Source organism: Myxococcus sp. CA056 (assembly GCF_013336715.1).
GTDB lineage: Bacteria > Myxococcota > Myxococcia > Myxococcales > Myxococcaceae > Myxococcus > Myxococcus llanfairpwllgwyngyllgogerychwyrndrobwllllantysiliogogogochensis.
The window spans coordinates 52,817-75,777 of the sequence record NZ_JABUMT010000015.1 but is presented as its reverse complement, the minus strand read 5'-3'; the positions used below and the strand labels follow the sequence as shown (position 1 = coordinate 75,777).

General features: G+C 70.8%; 13 protein-coding genes. 4 read left to right on the top strand and 9 right to left on the bottom strand.

Features of this window, described 5'->3' with window-relative positions; translation table 11 throughout:
• Positions 1-11 precede the first annotated feature (11 nt).
• The 9 genes from HUA76_RS37240 to HUA76_RS37200 form a co-directional block, all read right to left on the bottom strand.
• Entirely contained in the window at positions 12-2,315 is a 2,304-nt protein-coding gene (locus tag HUA76_RS37240) for a lantibiotic dehydratase (protein ID WP_174463564.1), read from the bottom strand.
• The gene (locus tag HUA76_RS37235; RefSeq protein WP_174463563.1) at positions 2,312-4,171 is read right to left on the bottom strand and encodes a hypothetical protein; all 1,860 of its coding nucleotides are present in this window, start codon (positions 4,169-4,171) and stop codon (positions 2,312-2,314) included. The genes HUA76_RS37240 and HUA76_RS37235 overlap by 4 nt, the downstream gene beginning before the upstream one ends.
• On the bottom strand, positions 4,168-6,504 hold the full coding sequence (locus tag HUA76_RS37230; RefSeq protein ID WP_174463562.1) for a lantibiotic dehydratase: 2,337 nt from the start codon (positions 6,502-6,504) through the stop codon (positions 4,168-4,170). The genes HUA76_RS37235 and HUA76_RS37230 overlap by 4 nt, the downstream gene beginning before the upstream one ends.
• 56 nt (positions 6,505-6,560) lie before the next feature.
• Complete coding sequence (locus HUA76_RS37225; protein WP_174463561.1) at positions 6,561-9,803, bottom strand: serine/threonine-protein kinase; 3,243 nt, start codon at positions 9,801-9,803, stop codon at positions 6,561-6,563.
• The gene (locus tag HUA76_RS37220; RefSeq protein ID WP_174463560.1) at positions 9,796-10,635 is read right to left on the bottom strand and encodes a hypothetical protein; all 840 of its coding nucleotides are present in this window, start codon (positions 10,633-10,635) and stop codon (positions 9,796-9,798) included. Before HUA76_RS37220 ends, HUA76_RS37225 begins: the two co-directional genes overlap by 8 nt.
• Positions 10,636-10,644: 9 nt before the next feature.
• On the bottom strand, positions 10,645-13,200 hold the full coding sequence (locus HUA76_RS37215; protein WP_254614738.1) for a TonB-dependent siderophore receptor: 2,556 nt from the start codon (positions 13,198-13,200) through the stop codon (positions 10,645-10,647).
• A 299-nt stretch (positions 13,201-13,499) separates the two neighbouring features.
• A complete protein-coding gene (locus HUA76_RS37210; RefSeq protein WP_174455707.1) occupies positions 13,500-14,414 on the bottom strand; it encodes a PhnD/SsuA/transferrin family substrate-binding protein in 915 nt (304 codons plus the stop codon).
• Positions 14,411-16,927: a tetratricopeptide repeat protein gene (locus HUA76_RS37205; RefSeq protein WP_174455708.1), complete on the bottom strand. Its 2,517-nt coding sequence runs from the start codon at positions 16,925-16,927 to the stop codon at positions 14,411-14,413. The genes HUA76_RS37210 and HUA76_RS37205 overlap by 4 nt, the downstream gene beginning before the upstream one ends.
• A gap of 18 nt (positions 16,928-16,945) precedes the next feature.
• Positions 16,946-18,760 carry a SpoIIE family protein phosphatase gene (locus tag HUA76_RS37200; RefSeq protein WP_174455709.1) on the bottom strand — a complete coding sequence of 605 codons (1,815 nt, stop codon included), beginning with the start codon at positions 18,758-18,760 and terminating at the stop codon, positions 16,946-16,948.
• Between the two features lie 244 nt (positions 18,761-19,004).
• Between HUA76_RS37200 and HUA76_RS37195 the strand changes: the two genes are divergently transcribed.
• The 4 genes from HUA76_RS37195 (at position 19,005) to HUA76_RS37180 (ending at position 22,940) form a co-directional block, all read left to right on the top strand.
• Complete coding sequence (locus HUA76_RS37195) at positions 19,005-20,147, top strand: M50 family metallopeptidase (protein WP_174463558.1); 1,143 nt, start codon at positions 19,005-19,007, stop codon at positions 20,145-20,147.
• A 124-nt stretch (positions 20,148-20,271) separates the two neighbouring features.
• Entirely contained in the window at positions 20,272-21,279 is a 1,008-nt protein-coding gene (locus HUA76_RS37190) for a thiamine pyrophosphate-dependent dehydrogenase E1 component subunit alpha (protein WP_174463557.1), read from the top strand.
• Positions 21,280-21,282: 3 nt separating this feature from the next.
• A complete protein-coding gene (locus HUA76_RS37185; RefSeq protein WP_174455711.1) occupies positions 21,283-22,341 on the top strand; it encodes an alpha-ketoacid dehydrogenase subunit beta in 1,059 nt (352 codons plus the stop codon).
• 104 nt (positions 22,342-22,445) lie between these two features.
• Positions 22,446-22,940, top strand: coding sequence for a GNAT family N-acetyltransferase (locus HUA76_RS37180; RefSeq protein WP_141648395.1), 495 nt, complete (start codon positions 22,446-22,448; stop codon positions 22,938-22,940).
• The last annotated feature ends 21 nt before the right edge of the window (positions 22,941-22,961 follow it).

Here is a 22,961-nt window from a genome sequence, read left to right as displayed (position 1 = left end):
CGCCTCGGATGTCAAAGCGGAGGGGTGCCCTCGCTCCAGCGAGTGAACTGCATGCGCAGCTCACAGGTGTAGCGCCCCCGGGCGTCCTTGAGCCAGAGCTGCGCGGGGGCCGGGTACATCTCCTCCACCGACAGCCGCTCGGCTTCGCGCGACAGGTGCGAGAGCAGGTCCAGGGCGAAGGGGCTCGCGGTGTCGATGAGGTAGGGCTTGCGCTCCTTCGAGCTGCGCATGAAGACGAAGCGAGGCCACCCGCGCGTACGCCGCTCGCGCTGCGCGGCGAGGAAGAGGTCGAAGCCGGTGGGGCGCGCCAGCTTCTCCGAGGTCAGCTCCCAACGCTCACGCTGGTACACCGCGCCGCCGATGCTCAGGCGCGGCAGGTGGCTGCCCTTCGTGCGCAGCGGGGCATGGAGCACCTGGGGATGCGCCAGCGCGGCGAAGGGCGGATAGGACGAGAAGTCATCCAGGGGTAGGTACAGGTGCAGCCGCTCACCCTTCCCGTCCACCAACACCGGCCCTTGCGACGTCGGGAGCACCTTCACGTCGGCTGGCGTCATCGCGCCGTCCTCGACGTCCAATACGTCCGACACCGCGTACACGAGGCGCCGGCCGGGAAACACGTAGAAGCCCTTGTTGCGACGGCGGATGGACAGGCCCACCAGTCCACGTGCCGCGGGGTCCGCGTCCAGCCACCGCGAGGCCACCGCCGAGTACCGCTCCCGCGACGGGAAGAAGGCGCTCAGCCAGCTTCGCAGCATCAGGTGGTGGTGCACGCGCGCGAGCATCACCTCGAACCCAGCGCCCTCCCCCTTCGACGCGAGGCAGACATCCGGCAGCGCATACCGGCCGCCCGGCGTGGACGTGCCCAGGAAGTCCACCGGCAGCGAGCGCGCCCGTGAGGAATCCTCGTCCAGCAACACCGGAGGCACGGGAGAGAAGCGGCTGCCCGTGACCTGGTCGGGGCGCAGCCGGACCGCGTACTCCAGGAGGTCCACCGGCCGTTCGTCGGTGCCGAGCGCGTCGCGGACCTGCTCGCGGAAGCCCTGCTGCACGCGCTCGCCGTAGGCCGCGGACAGCTCCAGGGGACCGGTGAGCGCGGACTCGAGTTCCTCCGTGAAGCGTTGGCCGAAGCGCAGGCGAAAAGGAGAGCTGGCCTCCTCGTAGATGATGAGCCGGTCCGCGTACACCTGACCGTCACCGCGCCGCGCGGGCTTGCCCGTGGCCTCCGTGAAGAGGGCCTCCAGCTCCGGCAACAAGGCGCGACGACGCGTCAGGTCCGCGGTCTCGAACTCGGCCTTCAGGCGCGAGAGTGTGTCCAACCGTGCCAACCAGAGTGCGCGGGCCTCCAGCGCCGGCAGGGCCGCGACGGAGTCACGCACGCTCTCGAAGGTGGTGAAGTCGTTGGGCCGGAACGGCAGGCCCCACAGCAGCAACGCGCCCTTCACCAGGGGCAGGGCCGCGCGCATCACCTCTTCGACCGCGAGGCCAAGCACCTGCGCGGCGGCCGCGGGCGTCGGATGCGCTCGCAGAACGGCCAGGAGCTTCTCGGCGCCCTCGGCCAGCGGCACCTCCAGTTGCAGGGCTTCGCACGCGGCGCGGCCCGGGGACACCGTGAAGAGGGGGTTGAGGCGCAGTGGCAGGTGAGGCCGCAGCGTCCGCTCGCGCCCCACCGCGCGCGCCAACTCCGTCACCGCCCAGAAGGAGAAGAACGTGCGCCGGCTCGTGTCGCCGCTCGCCACCGTGCGCACGTCGAAGTCATCCGCGTCGGTGCGCTCGCCGTAGGAGATGGGGCCGAAGAAGCTGGTCGTCTCGTTCTTCGCGCAGAAGCGTTGGAGGTACGTGTAGACCTGTCGGTCCACGCGGCGAGCGTCGGACGTGTCCTTCTGCTCGCCCCCTCGCAGGTAGCGGGCCCAGACGTTGTCGAACATCGCCGGACTGGAGAGGAACACGGCCTCCTGGATGGCGGGGTCCGCCGCGCGCTCTCGCAGCTTCAAGCGAAGGTCCGTGCGCTCATTCGCATACCGGGCCAGAAGGGCTTCGCGCCTCACGCGATAGCGCTCCAGCGCGTCACGACTCGTCGGGCCGTGACGGGACTTCAGCGTGGGCACGCGGCCCTGCTCGAACGAATCCTGGAGTGCCTTCGCCCCCGATTCGTCGCCCTCGGCGCGCACCGCGTCCAGGAGCGCCCGCTCGTCGTCGAGCAGCAGGTTCGCCTCGCCCAGCACCTCGTCGGAGAACCCGAGCGACTCCAGCCAATCGAATGGGAAGCCGGCGTGCCGGAGCACGAACACCTCGCCCAAGGTCCAGCGCTCGCTCATCCGTGCGTCCTCTCCAGGATGGACTTCGTCACCAACGTCTCGACCAGCTTCGCTCGCTGCGCGTCCGGCACCGCTCCCAGCGCGACCGACACGGTGGTGGGCACCGTCAGTCGGGACAGCACCGGCGCGAGGCGCGCATCCATCGCGAGCACGACACCGGTGCGCAGGTTCGCCGCGTACCACGTGGGCTTCGGGGCGCCATCGAGCGATGCCGGCAGCCGCACCACCGCGCAGTCCGCGTCCAGCCGGATGAGCGCGGCGGCTTCGTGCGCGGTATTCGTCGCGGGTGCTGGCGCTGAGGGTGTGGCAGCTCCGTGCGCGGTATTCGTCGCGGGCGCTGGCGCTGAGGGTGTGGCGGCTCCGTGCGCGGTACTCGTCGCGGGCGCTGGCGCTGAGGGTGTGGCGGCTCCGTGCGCGGTACTCGTCGCGGGCGCTGGCGCCGGAGGCGCGGCGGCTGCATGCGCGGTGTCTTTGCTTGGCACTGAAGCTGTGGGCGCGAGCATGAAGGCCGCCGCGACCCGGCCCGGAATGAGCGGGGCGCGACTCAGCAGGCGGCTCGCCAACGAGGCGAGCACGGAGGGCAGGCGTGCCCCGGGAATCGTGCCGGGCTTTTCAATGGGGCGACTGCGGGACAAGTCCCGGTCCGCCGGAGGGTCACCAGGATGTCCCCACCATCGCCCCAGGTCACGAACTCGAGCGATGCGCTCCACCGACGCGTGGAACGGGCGCACCCCCGCGAGTTGGTCGAAGAAGCGCGCGCCCTCCAGCGCTGCCAGCGTGACGTCCAGGGACTCCTCGTCCACACCCGGCGCGCCCACCCACCACTCCGCGACGACCCGCACGCCCGCAGCCTTCAGGGCTTGATAGCCCTGGACGAGCTGCTCCACCGGAATGAACCGGCGGTCGATGTCCATCACCCGGCCGTTCTCGATGAGGCAGAAGCCCACCACCACCGTCTGGCAGCCGCTCTCCACGAGCACGTCAGCCGCCAGGAGTGAGCCAAGCGACACGTGGCCCGCCCAGCGTGCCCCCCCGGTGAAGGCGCGCACATCCTTCAGAAAGCAGGCACCGAGCCAGCCCGCGCTTCGCCGCGCCTCCGGTTCCGCGTCACCGGCGGGCGGTGCCTCCAGGTATGCCCAGTCCTGCTCATCGCCCCATGGGTAGGGAGCGATGACCTCCAGCCCCAGCCCATCGGGGACCCACAGGACATCGTCAGCGCCAGGGGCACCGTCCAGCGGAACCACCCGCCAGCTCAGCGGGGGCACGTGTTCTGGAAACGCGGCGCGCCGGAAGGCCGGCATCCGCGCCAGCACCTTGCGATGCGCCCAGCCGAAGGGCCCCGCGACCTCCAGGGCGACGTGGGCCGGACACGCCTGCGCGAGTGTCACCGCGGCGGGAAGCTGGAGGTCTCGCTCCAGCCACACGCGGACACACTCCGCTTCCTCGAAGCGCGCGAGGACACCCGCCACGTCATCCGAGTACGACGCGGGCAACCCCGCCACACGCTGGACATCCCCGCTCCGCTCCGTCGTGCCGGACTCCAGCTCCACATCATCCAACCGCAGGTGGACACCGTGAGGCGGGCCAGAGATGGCCGTCAGCACCGCGCCCAGGGCCCGCAGCTCCGGGATGGGCCCTCTGTCGCGAAGTCCCTGCGCGACTCGCAGCAGGAGCAGCTCGCGCATCGCTTGTGGCGACGGGGGCGACGACTCGCGGACCAGGGCCTCCGCCTCCACCGACTCCGCGGAGAAGACCCGGCGGACGAAGTCCCTCGCCAGGTCCAATAGGTGCCACCCCTCGGGGACTTCCGGAACGAGCGTCACGTCCCGGTGTGGCGGTAGCACCAGCCACTTCATCTCCCCTCCTCCAACGTCGGAGGTGCGCCGGCCCTCGGGCCTCCCCACATCAACGTGCAGCGAAGCTCCACGGTGTGGCGCCCTCCAGGACCTCGGAGCCAGAGCTGCTCTGGCCCGGGCAACATCTCCGAGAGGATGACCTCTTCCTTCTGCTCCAGCAGGTTGAGGAAGACGCGCAGCAAGGGCGGGCTGCGCACGTCCACCAGCACGGGCTTTCGCTCCCCCTTGAACTTCGCGAAGACACACTCGGGAAGGCCCCGCGCATCCCACAGGCCCACGGCGACCCGCAGCCTCGAGCGGTCATCCTTGCACGCGAGCAACGCCTCACACGCCGCCGCGTCCAGCCGCCACTGCTCACGCTGCACCACCACCCCACCGAGCGTCACGCGGGGCGTGTGCGCTCCCAGCAACACCCGCAGCGGACGGATGCGCGGGAGGGAGAACGCCGTATGCACCGCGCTCTCCAGCTCGCCGTTGTAGAGACACACCTCGGAGCCGAGCCGCTTCGACACCAGCCGCGCGCTCTTCCCGTCGCTCTCCACGAACAGGTCATCCAGGGGAATCCGCCACGCGGAAGCGCGGGAACTCACCCCGCCCAGCTCCACCACCGGCCCTGGAAACTCCGAGGGCAACAGTCCCGTGCGACGCGAGGGCAGCACCGTCACCAGCGGCATCGCGCGAGGAAGCGCACCGAGCGCTCTCACCATCGCGCTCTCCACCTTGCCGCGCGCGGGGTGGAACTGGAGCGCCCAGCCCCACACGAGCGCGGTGTCGTGGATATCTCCCATCACCAGCGTGTAGTCGCCCTGCCCCCACGCCTCCACGTCCTTCGCGCCAACGAGCAGATCCACCGACGTGACGAGCGGCAGTGCGCGAGCCATGTCCCAGGCGGGCGGCTCCACCGCGCCCAGCTCGACGGTGCGCGCGTCCGCGCTCGGAATCGACTGAGCGAGCAACTCCGCCATGGAGGTGTCCAGCGGCACCGGCAGGTCCGCGCTGGCCGCCGCCACCTTCCAGAAGGGAACCGTGCGCGAGCCCACCTTCTGCGCCACCGCCGCGCGGGCCGCGTCTCGAGTGCGCCAGGCCGCCTCGGCCATCCACGCCAGCGCCGGCTCCATGCGGGTCCCCAGCTCCCGAGCACGCTCGCCGCCCACCTCGAGCCGCAAGTCGCCTCCGCACTCCTCCCGAAGCGCGAGCCGGTCCTGGTAGAAGTTGTGCGACTCGGACGCGGGCCCTCGCTCCGTCGGAGGAGCCACGCCCCACTGCTCCTTTGCCCTCTTCGCGAAGGCGTCCTGGAGCGACATCTTCCCGCTCGCGTCCGCCGCGCCGTAGCGCCCCATCAACTCCAGCAGCGCGCTCAGTCCCTCGACGTGACGTCGGGCCCCCCCGCTCGGCAGGGCGGCGACACGTTCGGCCAGGTCATCCACGGGATGGTGCACCGCGGAGGGCACCTCGAGCTGATGGGTGAGCAGCGACTTGTCACAGCCCAGCCGCAGCGCCTCGCGGGCCAGGCCGGGCGCCACGCCCAGCGACGAGGCCAGGGCCGCCAACGTGCGCGTCCCATCCGCCAGCTCCACCAACCGAGGCAGCAGCTCCTCCGCGCTCTCCGGCGTGGGGCCCGACTTGCGCGCGGGCATCTCCGCGAACGCCTTGCGGCGCGGCACCAGCCACGACGCGATGTCGGGGTCGAACGCGATGGCTCGCACCAACCCCTGCACCAGCCACGAGGCCGCGAAGGTGTTGCGCCCCACCAGCGTCTCGGGACCGGACCAGCGCAACGTCACGCCCGTGGGAGCGGACGGGTCCACGCGGCCGTAGTTGATGGGGCCAAAGAAGCCCATCGTCTCGTTCTTCGCGCACAGCCGCTGCAGATAGCTTGCGACCTGCCGTCGGAGCCGCGAGCCTTCTCGTCCCGCGAGCAGGTCCTTGGCCACCGGCGGACTGGAGCTCGCCACGGCCTCCAGGAAGCGCGGCTCGCGACACAGGGCCACGGCCTGGGCTTCCACCGCCGCAAGCTCCCGCTCCATCGCCTCCGCGAAACCCGCCTCGGCCTCCTGGGCCGCCGCCGCGCGGACATTCCACTCCGCGAAGCGCTCGGGAGACTCCAGGCCCTCCGTGTTGACGGGCCGCCCCGCCTTGAGTGCCGCCAGCAGCTCTCGCGGAGGGCGGCGCACGCGAGGCCCCTGGGCTCGCAGCGCCTCCAGCCCGCGCCGCTCCGCTTCGAGACGACGCGCCCACGCCGCCGACTCCGGGCATCCCAACCGCTCCAACCAGTCGAATGGGAAACCCGTCGTCCGCACGACGAGGTGAGGAAAGAAGGTCCAGCCCTTCATGGGTCACATGCCCTTCAACCTCGTGGGGCGCCCGAAGGCGGCCCGAGGCCAGCCGTTCAGTCGTGCTGCTGAGCCGTCAGGACAATCTCCTGCCCCGGCACCGCCAGCACCCACTGCTTGCTCGCGGCGCCAGGACAACTCACCACCACTTCCAGCTCCCTGCCGGCCTCGATGGAGGCCTTGTTCACCGGCGTGCGGTTGGGCAGCGGAGCACCATCCACCTGGACCTGGCAGCCCGGAGCGCTGCTCGCCACGCTCAGCACCCCGCGAGTCCCCGGCTGGGGCATCGCATCCGCCAGCGTGCGCACGTCGATATCCTCGCGCAGCTGCGTGGTGCCGAACCGCCGCAGCTTGCCGTTCACCGCCGTGGCGATGAGCAACGGCCCCGAGGGCGGTGCCGGCAACGTCTGCGCGCCAGACTCCAGGCGCACGCCGCCGACGTACACGTGCTCGCCCTCTTCCAGGTTGCGGAACATGGAGTCGGAGCCGCGCAGCAGCACGACCGCCACCACGGCCACCACCAGCAGCAGGCCGCCACCCATGGCCGCCCACTTCAGCGACGAGCGCCGCTCCGACTCGTCCGCCGCCGCGGGCACCGCGTGCACCTGTACCGGAGGTGGAGGACGCGGCGCGGCGACAGGACTCTGATGCGTCGGTGAAGAAGGCCTGGGTTGCCCGGGGCGAGGCGCCACACCCGCCGCGGGCACCATCGTCGAGGAAGGCCGCTGGGGCGCGGGCACCGCGGTGTGTCCCGGCTGCGACGGACGCGGCGCGGGGGGCGGCCGGGCCGGCGCGGGAGGCGGCGGCACATTCCCCTGCAGCAACACCACCTCGGTCCGGTCCGAGGCATCCAGCTCCGGGAGCATCGGCAACGGCGGCGTCAGGGCAGGAGGAGGCGGCGGAGGACGATGCGCCACGGGAGGCGGCGTCGGAGGACGCGGGGCCACGGGAGGCGGCGTCGCGGGCCGGGGGGCGACAGGCGCGGGACGAGGGCCGCTGGACGAAACGGGCGGCGCGGACACATTGCCACTGCCCGTCCCCGTCGGACGCGGGATGTTGCCGCTGCCCGCGGTCGTCGGCTTCGGGCCACTGCTCGTGCCCCGGTTCGGCGTCTTCCCATCGCTGGGGGCCACCATGTCGCCACTGCCGACGTTGCCGCTGCCCGTGCCGGTGCCCGTGGGGACGGGCTTGGGATGGCTGCCTGTTCCCGACGCGGACGAGGGCGCGTACTCCACCAGCCGGTCGCCGAGCGTGTCCTTGAAGAACTGGGCCACCGCCGCCGGAGACGAGTTGAGGCGGTGATGCGCCATCACCGCTTCGATTTCCTCACGCATCGCCGCGGCGGACGGGGTGCGGCGCGCCGGGTCCTTCACGAGCGCGCGCAGGACGAGGTCGGAGACGTCCTGCGGAATCTGCGGACGCAGCTGCGAGGGGACGGGCGCGGGGTCTCGAACGATGGCGTTGAGCGTGGCCGCGTCGTGGTCCCTGCGGAACGGCAGCTGTCCGGTGAGCAGTTCGAAGAGCACGACGCCGAGCGCGAAGACGTCGTTGCGCGCGTCCAGCGTACGGCCCGACGCCGCCTCCGGGGAGATGTACGAAATCTTCCCCTTCAGCACGCCCGCCTGCGTGTTCTCCTCGCCCGCCACCTTCGCGATGCCGAAGTCACTCAGCTTGATGGCGCCGTCCAGGGAGATGAGGACGTTGTGGGGGCTGACGTCCCGGTGCACCACCGGGTGCGGAATGCCCGCCGGGTCCACATAGGCGTGCGCGTAGTGAAGCCCCGCGGCCACTTCCGCGACGATGCGCAGCGCGTGCTCCAGCGGCAGCGCCATGCCCTTGCGGCGCAGCTCGTTCACCAGCCGCTTCATGTCCGGCCCGCGCACGTACTCCATCAGGATGTACGCGACGCCGTCGGACACGCCCACGTCGAAGGTCTGCACGACGTTGGGGTGCGTGAGCCGCGCGTTGGCGCGGGCCTCCGCGAACAGCATGTCCACGAACTCGGGGTTCTGCGCGAACTGCGGGAGGATCTTCTTCATCACGACGAACTTCTCGAAGCCCTTCACGCCCACCTGCTTGGCGAGGAAGACCTCGGCCATGCCGCCCTGGCCCAGTCGTCGGATGATGTTGAGCTTGGTGCTGCCCAGCGAGTTGGAGATGTCGGTGGGCGAGCCCTTGTTGGCCTGCGGGTCGATGTTGGTGGACCCGAACAGGTACTGACTGAGCGCGCGCGGCTCCAACGCCTCGATGTCCTCCAGGGGCCGGTCCGTCAGCTGCACGCGCGCCAGGAACCCCTGGAGCTGCGGCATGTGCGGCACCTGGGCGCTGCCGCCGCAGATGGGGCACTCGATGGAGATGGTCGTCTGGTGCGCGCGCAACTGCGCCAGGTACTCGTGCGCCTGGATGCGCTGGTGGCTCACCTGGCCGCAGTTGCGGCACTCGCACGGCAGCCACAGCGTGGCCAGCCGGCCCGGCATCAGCTTGGACGAGCGCGCCAGCACCGCCAGCACCGGCGGAGGCACGCGGCAGAGCACCACCTGGGCGCCCTGCGCCGCGGTGTCCAGCACCTGCTCCAGCTTGGGCAACGCCTCCGGCTCCACCTTGCTGACGTGGCTGAAGTCGAACGCGGCGCGCCCCTCCAGCCCGGACGCGAGCCTGCGCACGTTGAGGTCGCCCTTGAGCGTGCTGGCCAGCGAGATGAACGTGACGTCGTCCTGGACGATCTTCAGGTGCTGCGGGAGCTCCGACTGCTCCGTCGGCATGCTCGCGCGCAGGTAGCGCATCACCACCGGGTCCACGGTGCCGAACTGCTGCCGGCGCGCGTAGTCGAAGAACTCGCTCGGCAGGTCCGCGAACTCCAGCGGGTTGGAGCAGACGGGACAGGTGTGCTCGGGCGCGCGCTCCTCGGCGATGACCTGGGCCTCGTCCACCAGGTTCACCACCCGCATCCGGTCTTCGTTGCAGGTGCGACAGGTGTACGGGGCGAGGACGGAGAGCACGCGTGCGACGCCCGCGAAGCCCTCCACCATGTTGAGCTGATCCACCACGACGGGGGGCGCATGAACGACGTACAGCCCCAGCGCGCCCGGAGGCAGCTTCGCGGCGAATTCAATCCACCGACGGACCCCGAAGGAGCTGATGCGCTCCACCCGGCCGAGGTCGACCACCAGGAGCCCCGTGAGCTCCGGATGGGTCGACGTCAGCGGGAAGGTCTCGTCGATGACACCAGCAATCCGGACGTGGGTGATGGTACCCACGCGGAGCCGGCTGATGATGGCGTTGGAACCCTGGCTATCCACCGGCCCTGACCTCATGCAGACAGAACATCAGTGACTTGGGCTGGGCCGCGCGGCGGCGCGCGTCTCCCAGGTCCACCACGCACACGACTCGCGACTCCCGGCCAGCGGTCACCCGGACCGCCACCGTGTCGCAGTGCTCGAGGATGCGACGCAATCCAAGACCCGCTCCACCACCAGACGCATCCACCTTCACGCGCTGTCCCCACCCTTCCAGCGCCCGGGCGAACGAGCCCGGCCGCAGGCCGCCGAAGCGGTCCGCCACTTCCAGCCACATCCGGCCGTCCTCCACCGCGAACACCAGCTCGCAGGCGTCCTCCGCCTCCACTTCGCGCACCTCGGTGCGGCGGTGCGCGTAGCGAGGCTCGCCCCGCGCATCCACCGGCGCATCCAGGAGCGCGTTGACGGCGATTTCATGCACCACGTCCGCCACCAGCCCCGCCGAGACGCGGCTGCCCTGCGCGTCGCTCACCGCCACGGCTGCCGCCGTGGCCGCCGTGTTGATGTCCACCATGCGGCGCAGCGGATGGCGCGACACCTCCGCCTGCTCCGGCAGCAGCGAGCCCTCTTTCCAGAGCGCGCCCAACAGCCGGACCTCCCACATGGAGGGCCCGCCGTCCCGCTCGCGCGCGGCCAGGAGCAGGGCGGGAGGCTCGCGCCGCAGCCATTGCGCGTGCTCGGGCTTGAGCACCCCGTCGAACAGCACCAGGGCGCCCTGCCCTCCCACCCCACCCTGTGCCAGCAGAGGCACCGCCTGCTCGAGCGCGGTGGCGGGCAGGGATGCATCGGCGATCAGCAGGAGGCCCCCGGCCTCCAGGTGGGGAGCGGTACTCAAACGCGGTGCCTAATAGCGTACCTTGACTTCACTGAAGAAGGATTGGGGCGGCGCGGGGAAGCCGTGAGACTCCTCGTAGGCCGCGTTGAAGAGGTTGGAGCCGAGGAACGACACGGCGATGCCGTCGTAGACGTTGAAGCCCACGCGGGCGCTGGCCGTGAGGTAGCTGGGCAGCTGCACGCGGGAGGTGGGCAGGCCCGTCGCCTCGTCCACCTGGAAGCCCGGGTCGAAGCGCGGCCCGACGAAGAGCGCGTACAGCTCCACGAAGGCCACCTTGCCGATGTTGGTGCGGCCACGCGCGTAGATGCGGTGCGTGGGCGCGTAGTCCAGCGGCGTCTCCGGGCTGTCGTCGAAGGGCACGTTCTTCGCGTCGAGCAGCTGGTAGGCCACGTCGAACGACGAGTTGATGGACGGAATCTGCGCCGCCGCCTCCAGCTCCAGGCCGGCGATGCGCGCGTCGCCCATGTTGCGGAACTGGGACACCGAGCCGAAGACGAGCTCCTGATTGATGAAGTTCTTGGCCACATTGTAGAAGCCCGTCGCCGTCAGGCGCACGCGCCGGTCGAAGGGCCAGAAGTCCACGGAGCCCTCGAACGTGTCCAGCGTCTCCGCGCGAAGCTCGGCGTTACCCACCAGCGTGGACGCGTACATCTGCTGGTTGATGGCCAGCTCCGCCAGGGTGGGCGCGCGGAAGGCGCGGCCGTAGTTGGTGCGCAGCGTGAGCAGCTCCGGCACCGCGTGGAAGACGATGCTGGCGCGCGGGGAGATCTGGTCGGTCCGCTCGCGCCAGACGACCTCGGGAATCTGGTAGCGGTCATACCGGGCGCCTCCGCTCAGCACCAGGCGCTCCGTCAGGCGGTACTCCGCGTCCACGAAGCCACCGAGGATGGTCTGCTTCGTGTCGTCCATGGACAGGCCCGGCAGCACGTTGGGCACGTTGACCTGGTCCAGCTTCAAGTCGCCACCAAACGTCACCGACACCGGGCCCGCCGAGTACAGCGCGCGAACCTCGCCACCCAACCGGCGGCGCTTGCCCAGCGCGCGCGTGGGGTCGCCACCGAAGGCGTTCTCCAGCACCACGTCGCGGCGCTTGAAGAAGCCGTACGCCTGACCGAACAGGCGCAGGCTGTCCGTCACCTGCTGGTCCACCTGCGCGGAGGCGTTGAAGTTCTGGACGGACTCCTCGTCGTTCGGCGTGTAGTGGCACCGGCCGCAGTTGCCCACGGTGGAGATCTGCGTGTGCGAGCCACCCGGACGGCCGATGGTCGCGTCCGTGAAGTCCGCGTCCAGCGCCAGGGGCCCCACGCGCACCTTGCCGTTCACCTGGTGCACCATCGAATCCTGGTTCGTGTCCACCAGGCCCGTGGCGGGGTCATTGAAGAGCTGAGGACCATCCGAGCCATAGCCGTAGTAGCCCAGCAGCGCCTCCACGGGGCCGCCGCGACCGGCCACGTTGCCGTGCAGGCGCCACGTCTGGTCCTGGCCCGCGAGGATGCGCGCCTCGGCGCCCACGTTGCGTCCCGGAGCGATGAGGTCCGCCGGCTGGCGCTCGATGATGTTGATGACGCCGCTGAAGGCGTTGGAGCCGTACAGCGAGGAGCCCGGGCCCCGGATGACCTCCACCTGCTTGAGGTTGACGAGCGGCGTCGTCTCGTCCGCGTAGAACTGGCCCGTCCACGGGTCCGTCAGCGGGCGGCCGTCCTTGAGCAGCAGCAGCCGGTTGGACAGGTAGTTGGAGCCCAGGCCGCGCGCGCTCACCGCCGCCTTGCGCATGGACCCGCGCCGGCACTCCATGCCGGGGAAATACTGGATGGCCTCGCACAGCGAGAACTGGCCGGTGCCCTCCAGCTCCTCGGCCGGAATCCAGGACACGGTCAGCGGCACGTCCGCGATGCGCTGCTTGCGCTTGGAGGCCGTCGACACCACCGCCTCGCTCAGCACGCGGTTGACAGACTCCTCCAGGGCATCCGCGCCGCCCAGCGGGTCCTCACCGGGCAGGCTCGCCAGTCCGGACGGGGGCGGCATGGGCCGGTCCGTGGTGGGCTGGGCGAAGGGCGCGCTGATGGGGACGTTGTCGGTGGCGACCGGCGCGTGCGGCTCGCGGGTCGTCGCGGGCAGCACCGCCCCGTGCGAAGGGGACGAGGTGCCCAGCGGATCCTGCGTGGTCGCGGTGGGGCTCGCCACCGGAGCGGCGGGAGGACCCGCTGGGGGGGACTCCACGAAAGGCGCGGGGGCGACCGGCACCGGCGGCTCCGCCGTGACGGACTCTCCACCCTGGGACGGATCATCCGTCTCGGGGCCAGCGCCCAGCACCGGAATCTCCGAGTCGGGGATCGGCGCCTCCACGGGCCTGGTGGACTTGCGCGTCTTCGGGGGCTTCTTGGCCGAGCGCGGGGGCTTCGTCGCGGGCGTCTTCGTCGCTCCTGGGACTTTCGTTCCCGGCGCGGCGACGCGCTTCTTGCGCTTCACCTTCGGCGGCGACTCGGCCGCGGCGTCGGCGGCCTGGGCCAGGGCCACGGACGGATGGGCCAGGGCCAGCGCGAAGAAGAGGACGGACACCACCATGGCGGCGCGGTTACCTTGGCGCCCCGCGTAAGCTCCCACCGCACCTCGCAGCGGATCAGCAGACACTTTCGAGTGCATCGTTCTCACATCCGCGGAATGGGAGGAGCCCCCGCGGTCCTGTTCGCCCCTGTTGGCGGGCGCGGCGCCAGGGCAATCGGTCTTTGGACGAATTCGCTCACCTGCACGCTCGCGCCGTAGGAAAACAAGCTACCCCAGAGGACCTGCTGGGCCAAGTCGGTGATTCTCATTCCCTGAAACTCAAGAGTGTTTCGGGCTGGCGCGTCCAAGGTTGCGTCAATTCAGTCATCCGGCTGTTCGGCGGCCACGGCGAGGTCGCCCGCGAAGGACGGGAGGGAGGGTCCCAGCTCCTCGGCGCGGACCAGGACTTCCGCGTCCACGCGCAGGTCCGGCGCGTCTGCGAAGACGGGCTGGCGGCGGGGCGGACCCTGGGTCACGAGACGTCGGAAGTCCTCGAAGTCCTTACCCTGGACGCGGGCGAAGGGCTCGAAAGGAGCCACGGCGCCCACGGAACCGAGGGCCGCGTCCAGCGCCGCCTTGTGGTTGCGCAGGTCGACCAGGACGGCCCCCGGCAGCCGGGCGCTGCGGAAGAGGATGCGCAGGTCCTTGTCCTTGGGGACGTGGGACATGGGCACCAGGGCCGCCTCGGCGCCCTTGGCCTCCAGCATCTTCAGGGCGGACTCCACGTTGGGGACGGGGGCGAGCTTGAAGTGCCGCTGCGCGTCCAGGTCCCCTCCCAGGACGGCGTGGGTGACGAACTTGGGATCCGCGGGCCCCGCGCCCTTCACCAACGCCAGGCGCTTGCCGGCGAGGTCCTTCACCACGCCCTTGTGGGTGGAGACGATGGCCCAGCGCTGCTGGGACTCGCCGGGACGGGACGCCCAGGCCAGCGGCGTGGCGCGGGCGCCGAGCTGCACGGCGGCCCACCCCTCCACCACGGCGAAGTCCACCAGCCCGTCGGCGATGGCGCGCGAGAAGTCCTCGTAGCGGCCAAAGCTCTTGGCGGCCACCGGGCGGTCCATCGCCTCGGTCAACTTCGCCGCCAGGGCCTCCGCGTACTGGAAGCGCTCCTGGCCGTCGCTCAGCGTCGTGGCCAGGAAGACGCCAAGCGTGGCCTTCTTCGGGGCCGCGCCAGCGGGGGTGACGAAGCAGAGGGCCAGCGCGAGGCTGGCCAGGACAAAGCGGAGCGTCTTCATGGGGTGGTCTCCTCCGCGGTGGCTCCGGTCGGCGCCGCGCCCGAGGGCTCGGCGAGGCCATGGAGGCTCTGCAGGCGTTCCTTCCACTCACGCACCTGGGCCTGGCGGGGGCCGGGGCCGGAGGCGAGATAGCGGCGCCAGGCATCCACGGCCTCGGCGGGTTCGTGACGGCGCTCCTGGGCGTCGATGCCCAGGTTGAGCGAGGCGACGGCGACGGCGGACTCCAGGCGACGCCACGTGGCCAGGGCCTCGGACGACTTGCCCTTGCGCCAGTCGACGCAGGCCTGGTTGTGCTGGAGCAGCACGTCCTCGGGCTCGGCGGTGAGCGCGGCCTTGAGGGCCTTCTCCGCGCCCTTCATGTTGCCGGAGGCGTAGGCCAGCGAGGCCTCGCGCCGGTGCAGCGCGCCCGTCAGCGACGCGAGCCACCGGGGCTGGCCCGGCATGGGCTTCTTGGACGCGGCGGTCAGTTGCTTGCGCGAGGCCGCCACCTGCCCCTTCTTGTAGAGGACGAAGGCCTCCGCCAGGGCGCGGGTGTTGGGCCAGGCCCAGGGCTGCGCCGGGGTGAGGGCCTTCTTCAGCGCGGCGCTGGCCTCCGCGTGGCGACCGCCCTCCGCGCGCGTCAGCCCCCGGGCGAAGAGGACCAGCTTCGTCAGGTCCGTGCGCTTGCCGGTGCCCAGCTTGTCCACCGCGTCCAGGTCCCGGTCGGCGCCTTCGACATCTCCCGTCTCCAGGCGGGCCAGCGCGCGACGCACCAGCACGCGCGGCAGGTTGGCCTGCGCCACGCTCGCGGCCGTGCGCGACGGCCCCACCTCGGTGAGCCGCTGCACGGCGGCGTCCACCTGTCCCAGCTCCACCTCCGCGAGCGCCGCGCCCACGGACGCTTCCGCCTGCTGGTCCGGCTCCTCCGTCTGCTTGCCGGCGCGACCAAAGGCCTCCAGGGCCGCCTGCGCGTCGCCGGCGCCCAGCCGCGCGTAGCCCAGCAGCAGCTGCTCCCGCCACGTCGCGCCCGGCAGCGTCGCGCCCTGCTCCATCACCTTGCGCGCATCCGCGTAGCCGCGCGTCTCCATCAACGCCGCCGTCAGCCTGCGGGCCATGAGGGCGCTGCGGTCCAGGTCGAACGCACGGCGCAGGTCGCGCACGGCGTCGTCCGCCCGCCCCGCCCCGCCCCTGTCCCGGGCACGGTGCGCGAGCGCGCGGGCCAGCCACTGCTTCGCCCCGGCGTGCGTGGGCTCCACCTGGAGCGCGTTGCCGTAGTCCTCGATGGCCTGGTCCCACTGGCCGGTGGCGAAGTGGTCCGCGCCCAGCAGCATCCAGCCCAACGCCTGCCTCGGCACCATCTCCACGACGCGCCGGTGCACCTCCACCGCGCGCTGGAAGCGGCCCGCGCGGCGGTTGACGGAGCCGAGCGATGCCCACAACTCCACGCTGCTCGCGCCCGAGCGCACCGCGGCCTCCAGGAACTGGATGGCCTCCTCGTGCCGGCCCTGCGCCTGGAGCGCCTTGCCGACCGCCATCTGTCCCAGTACCAGTCCGGGCTGCAGCTCCAGCACCTTGCGGTACGCCTCTTCGGCGGCGGGGGCCTGCTTCTGCGCCAGCCGCACGTCACCGAGCAGCAGGTACGCGGAGGGCGACGCCCCCAGCTTCACCATGGCCACCGCCTGAGCCTCAGCGCGAGGCACCTCGCCCGAGGCGAGGTACAGCCGGGCCAGCTTCTCCTTCGGCTCGGCCACCTGCGGGAAGCGCGTGGTGACCCCCTCGAGCAACGTCCGCGCCTCGCCCAACTTTCCTTCCAGCTCCAGCACGCTGGCGAGCCCCTGCTGCACGGTGGGCGACTCCGGCCGGCCCGCCTGCGCCTGGGTGAAGGACGCGCGAGCGGCCACCGCGTCCCGGCGCAGCACGTGCGCCCGGCCCAGCAGCTCATGGACCTGGAAGTCGTTGCCAGCCAGCTTCGCGGGACGCAGCGTCAGATACTTCTGCAACCGTGTCACCGCCGCGTCGCCCTGCTGAGCGAAGAGGTAGTAGCTGGCCAGGTAGTAGTGGACGATGAGGTGCTCGGCCTGGTCCGCGCCGGCCACCTGCTCCAAGAGAGGCACCGCCTCCGGGAAGCGGCGCAGCTTGAAGAGGGCCACGCCCAGCGGGTACGCCAGGGACAGCTCGGACGCATTCGCCGCCTGCACGGGCTTGACCCGGTCCACGGTGCGCGCCCAGTCCTGGAGCGCGTTGGCGGCGGAGCCTACGCCCGCGGCGGCGGCGACGGAGCCCGGCTCGGCGGCCAGGGCCTGCTCGAAGAGGGCCAGGGCCTTGCGGTATTTCTCGTCCGCTTCCTTCTTGTCACCGGAGGCGCTCGCGGCGCTGGCGGACACCTGGGCCGTCTCGCCGTCCTTCACCAGCCGCTGCGACTCGGACATGGGTGGAGGGCGGTACTGCGCCAGGGCGGGAGGGCCGGCCAGCGAGGCCAGCAGAGCGAGCGCCGGGACGAGGCGTCGCATGGGGGTGTGGGGTGTGCGGCGCATGCGGGTGTCGTCCAGGGGTCAGGCGGGGCTGTACTCGGCCACGACGACGGTGATGTCATCGCGCTGGGGCTGGCCGGCGCTGTGCGCGCGGGCGTCCGCGAGCAGCGCATCACGCAGCGCCTCCGCGGACAGGTGGGCATGGGCTTGCACCGCCGCGGCCAGACGCTGGGTGCCGTACATGCGCCCCGCCCCGTCCCGCGCTTCGGTGATGCCGTCGGTGTACCAGACGATGATGTCCCCTGGCCGCAGCTGCGCCTGGCGGGACGAGAACTGCGACGTCACGGACGCGCCGAGCAGCGGCCCGCGCGCGGGCAGCGAGGCCACCTGCCCGCTGTGCTTGTTGAAGACGAGCGGGCTGGGGTGCGCGCCCGCCGCGTAGTCCACCAGGCCGTTGGACACGTCGATGACGGCCAGGGCGCTGGACATCTGGTGCTCGCCGCGGCCCACGTTGGCCAGCGTCACGTTCAGCGCGGTGATGAGCATCTGCGCGTTGACCTCGGTGGGCTCGCGCAGCGTCATCGCGGAGGCGAAGCCGCTGGTGGCGCTCGTGGCGACCAGCGAGGTGGACAGGCCGTGGCCCGTCACGTCGCCGATGCCGATGACCACCCGCTGCTCGTCCAGCACCGCGCGGAACCACCAGTCGCCACCACACGCGTCGGCGGTGACGACGAGGCCGGCGATGCGCAGCGGCCCCACCTGCACGGCATCTCGTCCGGGCAGCAGCGTCTCCTGCACCGTGCGGGCAAGGGACACCTCGCGCTCGAGCTGGGCCTTGGCGCGCACGTCGTCCAGCAACACCTTGATGCGCTCGGCCATGTGGTTGAACACCACGCCCAGCGTCTTCACCTCGCGGCCAGCGCCGGTGGCGGACTGGGTGCGCGCACCCAGGTCTCCGGCGGCCAGCTGCATCACCTTGTGGGTGAGCACGCCCAGCGGACGGGTAATCCTGCGGCTCTGGAACGCGGCGACCACGCCCGCCAGCACCACGAAACCCACCCCCAGGGCGAGCATGCGCCAGGTGTTGGTCTCCATGGTGGCGCGCTTGTCACGCTCCAGCTCCCCCAGCTGATTCTGGAGGGCGCGCAGCGAGTAGCTGATGACCACCAACCCCATGCCGCTGCTGGAGCCGTAGTTGATGGGCTCGTGAATCTCGTACACCGCCTGGTTCTGGAAGAACGCCTGCACCAGTCGCTGCTCGACGACTCGCTTGGCGGGCGCATCATCGGAAGCGCCATCGGCGGCGGGCTTGTCGGGCGCATCGGCGGCCTTCGGCTCGCTGTCCGCCATCACCACGCCCTCCGGGTCGATGATCTGCACGCGGAGGATGTTGGGGTTGGCCCCGACCATGGAGCCGGCCACGCCCTGCAGGAAGTCGTAGTTGTTGTCGCGCAGGTTGGTGACGGAGGTCAGCGCCAGCGTCCTGCCCACCGTCTGCCCCAGCTCGCGGGCCTGCTCCTGGATGCGCTCGGTGGAGCGGCGCGCGGTCTCCTCGAACTGGGACTGCGTGGAGGCAACGGACAGCGCCGCCACCATGCCGACGATGACCACCACCAACGCGGTGGTGGTGAGCAGGAGGATCTGGTCCAACCGGAGGCCACGGATGGCCGCCACATTGGGCAGCTCCCCGGCTTCCAGCGGAGCGATGAGCGTGCCCGTCGCCTCGACGTGGGGCAGGCCCACGTTGGACGTCAGCCGCGTGGCGGTGGACTCGCGGGTGCCGGTGATTTCCCGAGAGCCCGTCCTATCGGCGGGCGACAGCGTGCCGCCGGGGGACGTGCCAGGGGACGTGCCGGGCTCGGGTGTGGGGTTCAGACGCGTGTTCGTGCTGGACAAGGACACACCCGGAAGGCCACGCCAAGGCGCGGCGGGGAGCGGGAAAGAGTCGCGACTCTAGCGCACTTCTCCTGCTTCGCGAGACCTTGCCCCCCACGGCACGTCACGTCGGGCCCTCGGGCCGAGGCTTCCCACGAGGTGTGGTGCGCGGGTTGGCCTGGCGGACACTTCACATCCGGTGCGAAGCGGAGCACCGGGCCTTCACCGGGCGTCCGCTCGAAACGCCGGTTAGCATCCCGGACGCATGAAGCCCCACTTCCACGTGTCCGGGTTTCCCGTCCGCGTCCATCCGCTCTTCTTCCTCACGACCGTGGCGACGGGCTGGAGCTTCGCCTCCGGGCTGGCCCACCTGGCACTGTGGGTCGCGGTGGTGTTCGCCTCGGTGCTCCTCCACGAGCTGGGCCACGCGTGGGCGTTCCGCCACTTCGGCTCCACAGCGAGCATCTCCCTGCACGGGATGGGTGGAACCGCGCAGGGCACGGACCAGCTCACGCACCGCCAGTTCGCGTGGGTGAGCTTCGCGGGCCCCGGGGCGGGCTTCCTGCTGGGCGGGCTGGTGTGGGCGGCCTCGGTCGTCACGCCGCTGGGCGAGCAGGGCGGGCTGGTGGGCCTGGCCGTGCGGCAGCTGCTCTGGGTGAACCTCGGCTGGGGACTCTTCAACCTGCTGCCCGTGCAGCCCCTGGATGGAGGTCACCTGCTCGCGTCGCTCGTGCGAGCGCGCAAGGGGTACCGGTATGAGCGGGCCCTGCACCTCGTCGGCATCGTCACGGCGGTTGTGATGATGGGGCTCGCCGTCTGGCAGCGCACCGTCTGGGTCGGGGTGATGGCCCTGATGTTCGGGGTGATGAACCTGGAGCAACTGCGACAGCTCCCCCGCGAGGTCCGCTTCCAGCCCGCTTCACCCCCTCGCCGCGTGGCCCCGCGACGCGCGTCGACGGTGGGCGCCGTCACCCTCGACCAGTTGCTGGGTCGAAGCCCCGCCCCACCCTCCCCCACCGCCACCAACGAAACGGCCACCACCGCCGAGGCCCCCGTCCTCGCCCGACGTCCCGAGCTGGAGGACACCGGACCGGAGGCCCCTCATGACCCGGCCGCGGTGGGACAGCTGCTTTTGGACAGCGGCCTCGCGACCCTGGCGGTGAAGCCCCTCCAGGAGGCCTTCTCCCGGACGCCCTCATCCCACACGGGACATGCCCTGGTCCTCGCGCTGCTGGAGGCCGGACGCACACCGGAGCTGACCGCGCTGCTCTCGGGGCCTCGGGCCGCGAACCTGTCCGACGAGACGCTGGAGACCATCTCCGTGCGAGCCGGCGCCGACGGGGAGCTAACGGACCGCGTCACGGCCCTGCGACGGGCCGCCACTCCTAAGTTGGATGAGCAAGGCTGATTGCCGCGCCGCGCCACCGGGCGCCCTTTGACCAGGGGGCCGACAGGAGGCCATCTGCACGCTTGAGAAAAGGGGGCGCATCCGGGTTATAGGGGCGTCCCCTCCAGCCAGAGGAAGCCCGCGCGTGTCTCGACCCAGACTCATCAAAGAATCGTCCGCGCCGCTCCCGCTCGACAGGGAGCTGCTGGTTCGTATCCACGACCTCATGGTCAAAACGCGCGTCCTCGAGGAGCGCCTCATCCAGATGTACAAGCAGGGCCACGGCTACTTCTGGATTGGCGGTCCCGGTGAGGAGGCGTTCAACGTCCCGCTCGGCCTGCTGATGAAGAAGGGCCAGGGCCCCGAGTACGACTACCTCCACGCCCACTACCGCCAGTCCGGCACGCTGCTCGCCCTGGGCGAGGAGCCCATCGGCGCGCTGCGGCAGATGAAGAACACGGCGTCGGACCCGTACTCCGGCGGTCGCAACTTCGCGGGCCACTTCTCCCTGCGCAAGTACAACGTGGCCCCCGTCAGCTCGCCCATCGAGGTCCAGTACTCCATCGCACCGGGTACGGCCATGATGCAGAAGCGCGTGGGCGGTGACTCCATCACCATCGTCACCGGCGGCGACGCCGGCACGGCCGAGGGTGATTTCGCCACCTGCCTCATCTGGAGCAGCCGCCCCGCCAACCCGCTGCCGGTGCTCATCATCGTCACCAACAACAAGTGGGGCATCTCCACCTCGGCGGAGGGCCAGCACGGCGAAACGCGCGTGAGCGAGCGCGGCAAGGCGTTCAACATCCGCTCGAAGACCATCAACGGCAATGACCCGGTGGAGGCGTACACGGAGCTGAAGGAGGCGATGGAGTACGTGCGCACCGAGCGCAAGCCGTTCCTCCTGGAAGCCAACGTGTCGCGCCTGTACGGCCACTCGTCCGCGTCCGGCGCCAACTACGTGTCCGAGGAGATCGACTGCCTCAAGCAGTTCGAGACCCGGCTGGAGGCCGACGGCGTCCTGACGCGCCAGCAGATGGACGAGCTGCGCAACCGCTACACCGAGGACATGGCCGCCGCCGCCCGCATCGCCCGGGACGAGCCGCTGCCGGCCCCGGAGACCATCTGGAAGCACATCTTCGCGGAGGACAAGTAACCCATGGCCAACATGGCACAGGCCATTCGCATGGCCCTCCACTACGCCGAGGAGAACCTCGGCGTGACGGACATCTTCGGAGAGGACGTCGGCGCTCCGCTCGGCGGCGTCTTCACCTGCACGCAGGGTTTGAAGACGGCGTGGAACTCGCCCCTGGACGAGCGCGGCATCATCGGCGCGGCCATGGGAATCTCGCTGGGTGGCGGTCGGCCCGTCGCGGAGATCCAGTTCTGCGACTACGTCTACAACACCATCGACCTGCTCAAGCTGGCGGGCAACACCTGCTGGGCGAGCAACGGCGACTGGAACCTGCCCATGGTGGTGCGCACCCCGGTGGGCAGCGGCATCCGCGGGTCCATCTACCACTCGCACTCGTTCGACGCGACGATGACGCACATCCCCGGCTGGAAGGTGGTCATGCCCTCCACGCCGCTGGATGCGTACGGGCTGCTCATCTCCGCGTGCAAGGAACAGAACCCCGTCATGTTCCTGGAGCCCAAGGCGCTGTTGCGCGTGAAGGGCGACGAGCGCATCCCCGGCGAGCCGGACGACGACCGCGCGCTGTCGAAGATGATCGACGCGCCCCTGGGTGACCGCTCGCAGTGGAAGCCCCAGTGGCCCGCGGAGCTGGAGGCGTTCGCCATTCCCATTGGAAAGGGCAAGCTCCTGCGCGAGGGCACGCAGCTGACCGTCGTCAGCTACGGCCGCACCCTGCCCCTGTGCGCGCGCGCCGCGGCGACGCTCGCCGACGAGGGCATCAGCGTGGAGGTCATCGACCTGCGCTCGCTGTGGCCCTACGACTGGGAGATGATCAAGACCTCCGTCCAGAAGACGGGCCGCGTCCTGTTCGTCAACGAGGACACCGAGGTGACGAACTTCGGTGAGCACCTCTTGCGCCGCACGGTGGAGGAGCTCTTCTACTCGCTGCTCGCTCCGCCCCGCCTCGTGGCCGGCAAGTTCGTCCCCGGCATCGGCCTGGCCGACACGCTGGAGATGGCCTCCGTGCCCCAGCAGAACGACATCACCGACGCCCTGCGCTCCCTTGCTGGCGAGCAGCCGTAAGCGTCGCACCCACAAGTACGCCGTGGTTCCCGCACCACGGAAAGTTCCGGGCCGCCGTTCCTCTTTGGAGGAGCGGCGGCCCTTTCGTTAGACTCCCAACTGCCTTGTCACAGCCAATCGTCCGGACCGTCACCCCCGCGGGAACAGATGCCCCCGCCTTTCGCATTCGCCGCGCCCGTCGGGGCGACGCGGAGGCAATGGCCTTGCTGCTTCGCGAGCTGGGCTATCCCCAGGGCACGGACCAGCAGACCGTGCACTGGGTGGTGAGCCATCCGGAGATTGAAATCTTCGTCGCGGGCGACCCCCAGGACAAACCGGTGGGCATGCTGTCGTTCTCGCACCGGCCGCAGCTGCGGCTGCGCGGACGCGTGGCCACCATCGACGAGCTGGTGGTGACGGAGACCTGGCGGCGTCGGGGCGTGGGCCGCGCGCTCATCAAGCAGATCCTGGAGCGCTGCAAGGTGCTCAGCGCCCGTCAGCTCCAGCTCGTCTCGCCCATGGCCATCACCCCGGAGGCACGCAACTTCTATACGGCGTGCGGCTTCTCCGAAATCGATGCGGGCGTGTTCCGCCATGTGGAGACAGAGGGCCGCCACTAGGGCCGGCTCCATCGTGTCTCC

Bases quoted from the DNA above. Each gene is read 5' to 3' on its own strand.
- HUA76_RS37240 (WP_174463564.1), bottom strand. From the start codon at position 2,315: ATGAGCGAGCGCTGGACCTTGGGCGAGGTGTTCGTGCTCCGGCACGCC.
- HUA76_RS37235 (WP_174463563.1), bottom strand. From the start codon at position 4,171: ATGAAGTGGCTGGTGCTACCGCCACACCGGGACGTGACGCTCGTTCCG.
- HUA76_RS37230 (WP_174463562.1), bottom strand. From the start codon at position 6,504: ATGAAGGGCTGGACCTTCTTTCCTCACCTCGTCGTGCGGACGACGGGT.
- HUA76_RS37215 (WP_254614738.1), bottom strand. From the start codon at position 13,200: ATGGTGGTGTCCGTCCTCTTCTTCGCGCTGGCCCTGGCCCATCCGTCC.
- HUA76_RS37210 (WP_174455707.1), bottom strand. From the start codon at position 14,414: ATGAAGACGCTCCGCTTTGTCCTGGCCAGCCTCGCGCTGGCCCTCTGC.
- HUA76_RS37205 (WP_174455708.1), bottom strand. From the start codon at position 16,927: ATGCGCCGCACACCCCACACCCCCATGCGACGCCTCGTCCCGGCGCTC.
- HUA76_RS37195 (WP_174463558.1), top strand. From the start codon at position 19,005: ATGAAGCCCCACTTCCACGTGTCCGGGTTTCCCGTCCGCGTCCATCCG.
- HUA76_RS37185 (WP_174455711.1), top strand. From the start codon at position 21,283: ATGGCCAACATGGCACAGGCCATTCGCATGGCCCTCCACTACGCCGAG.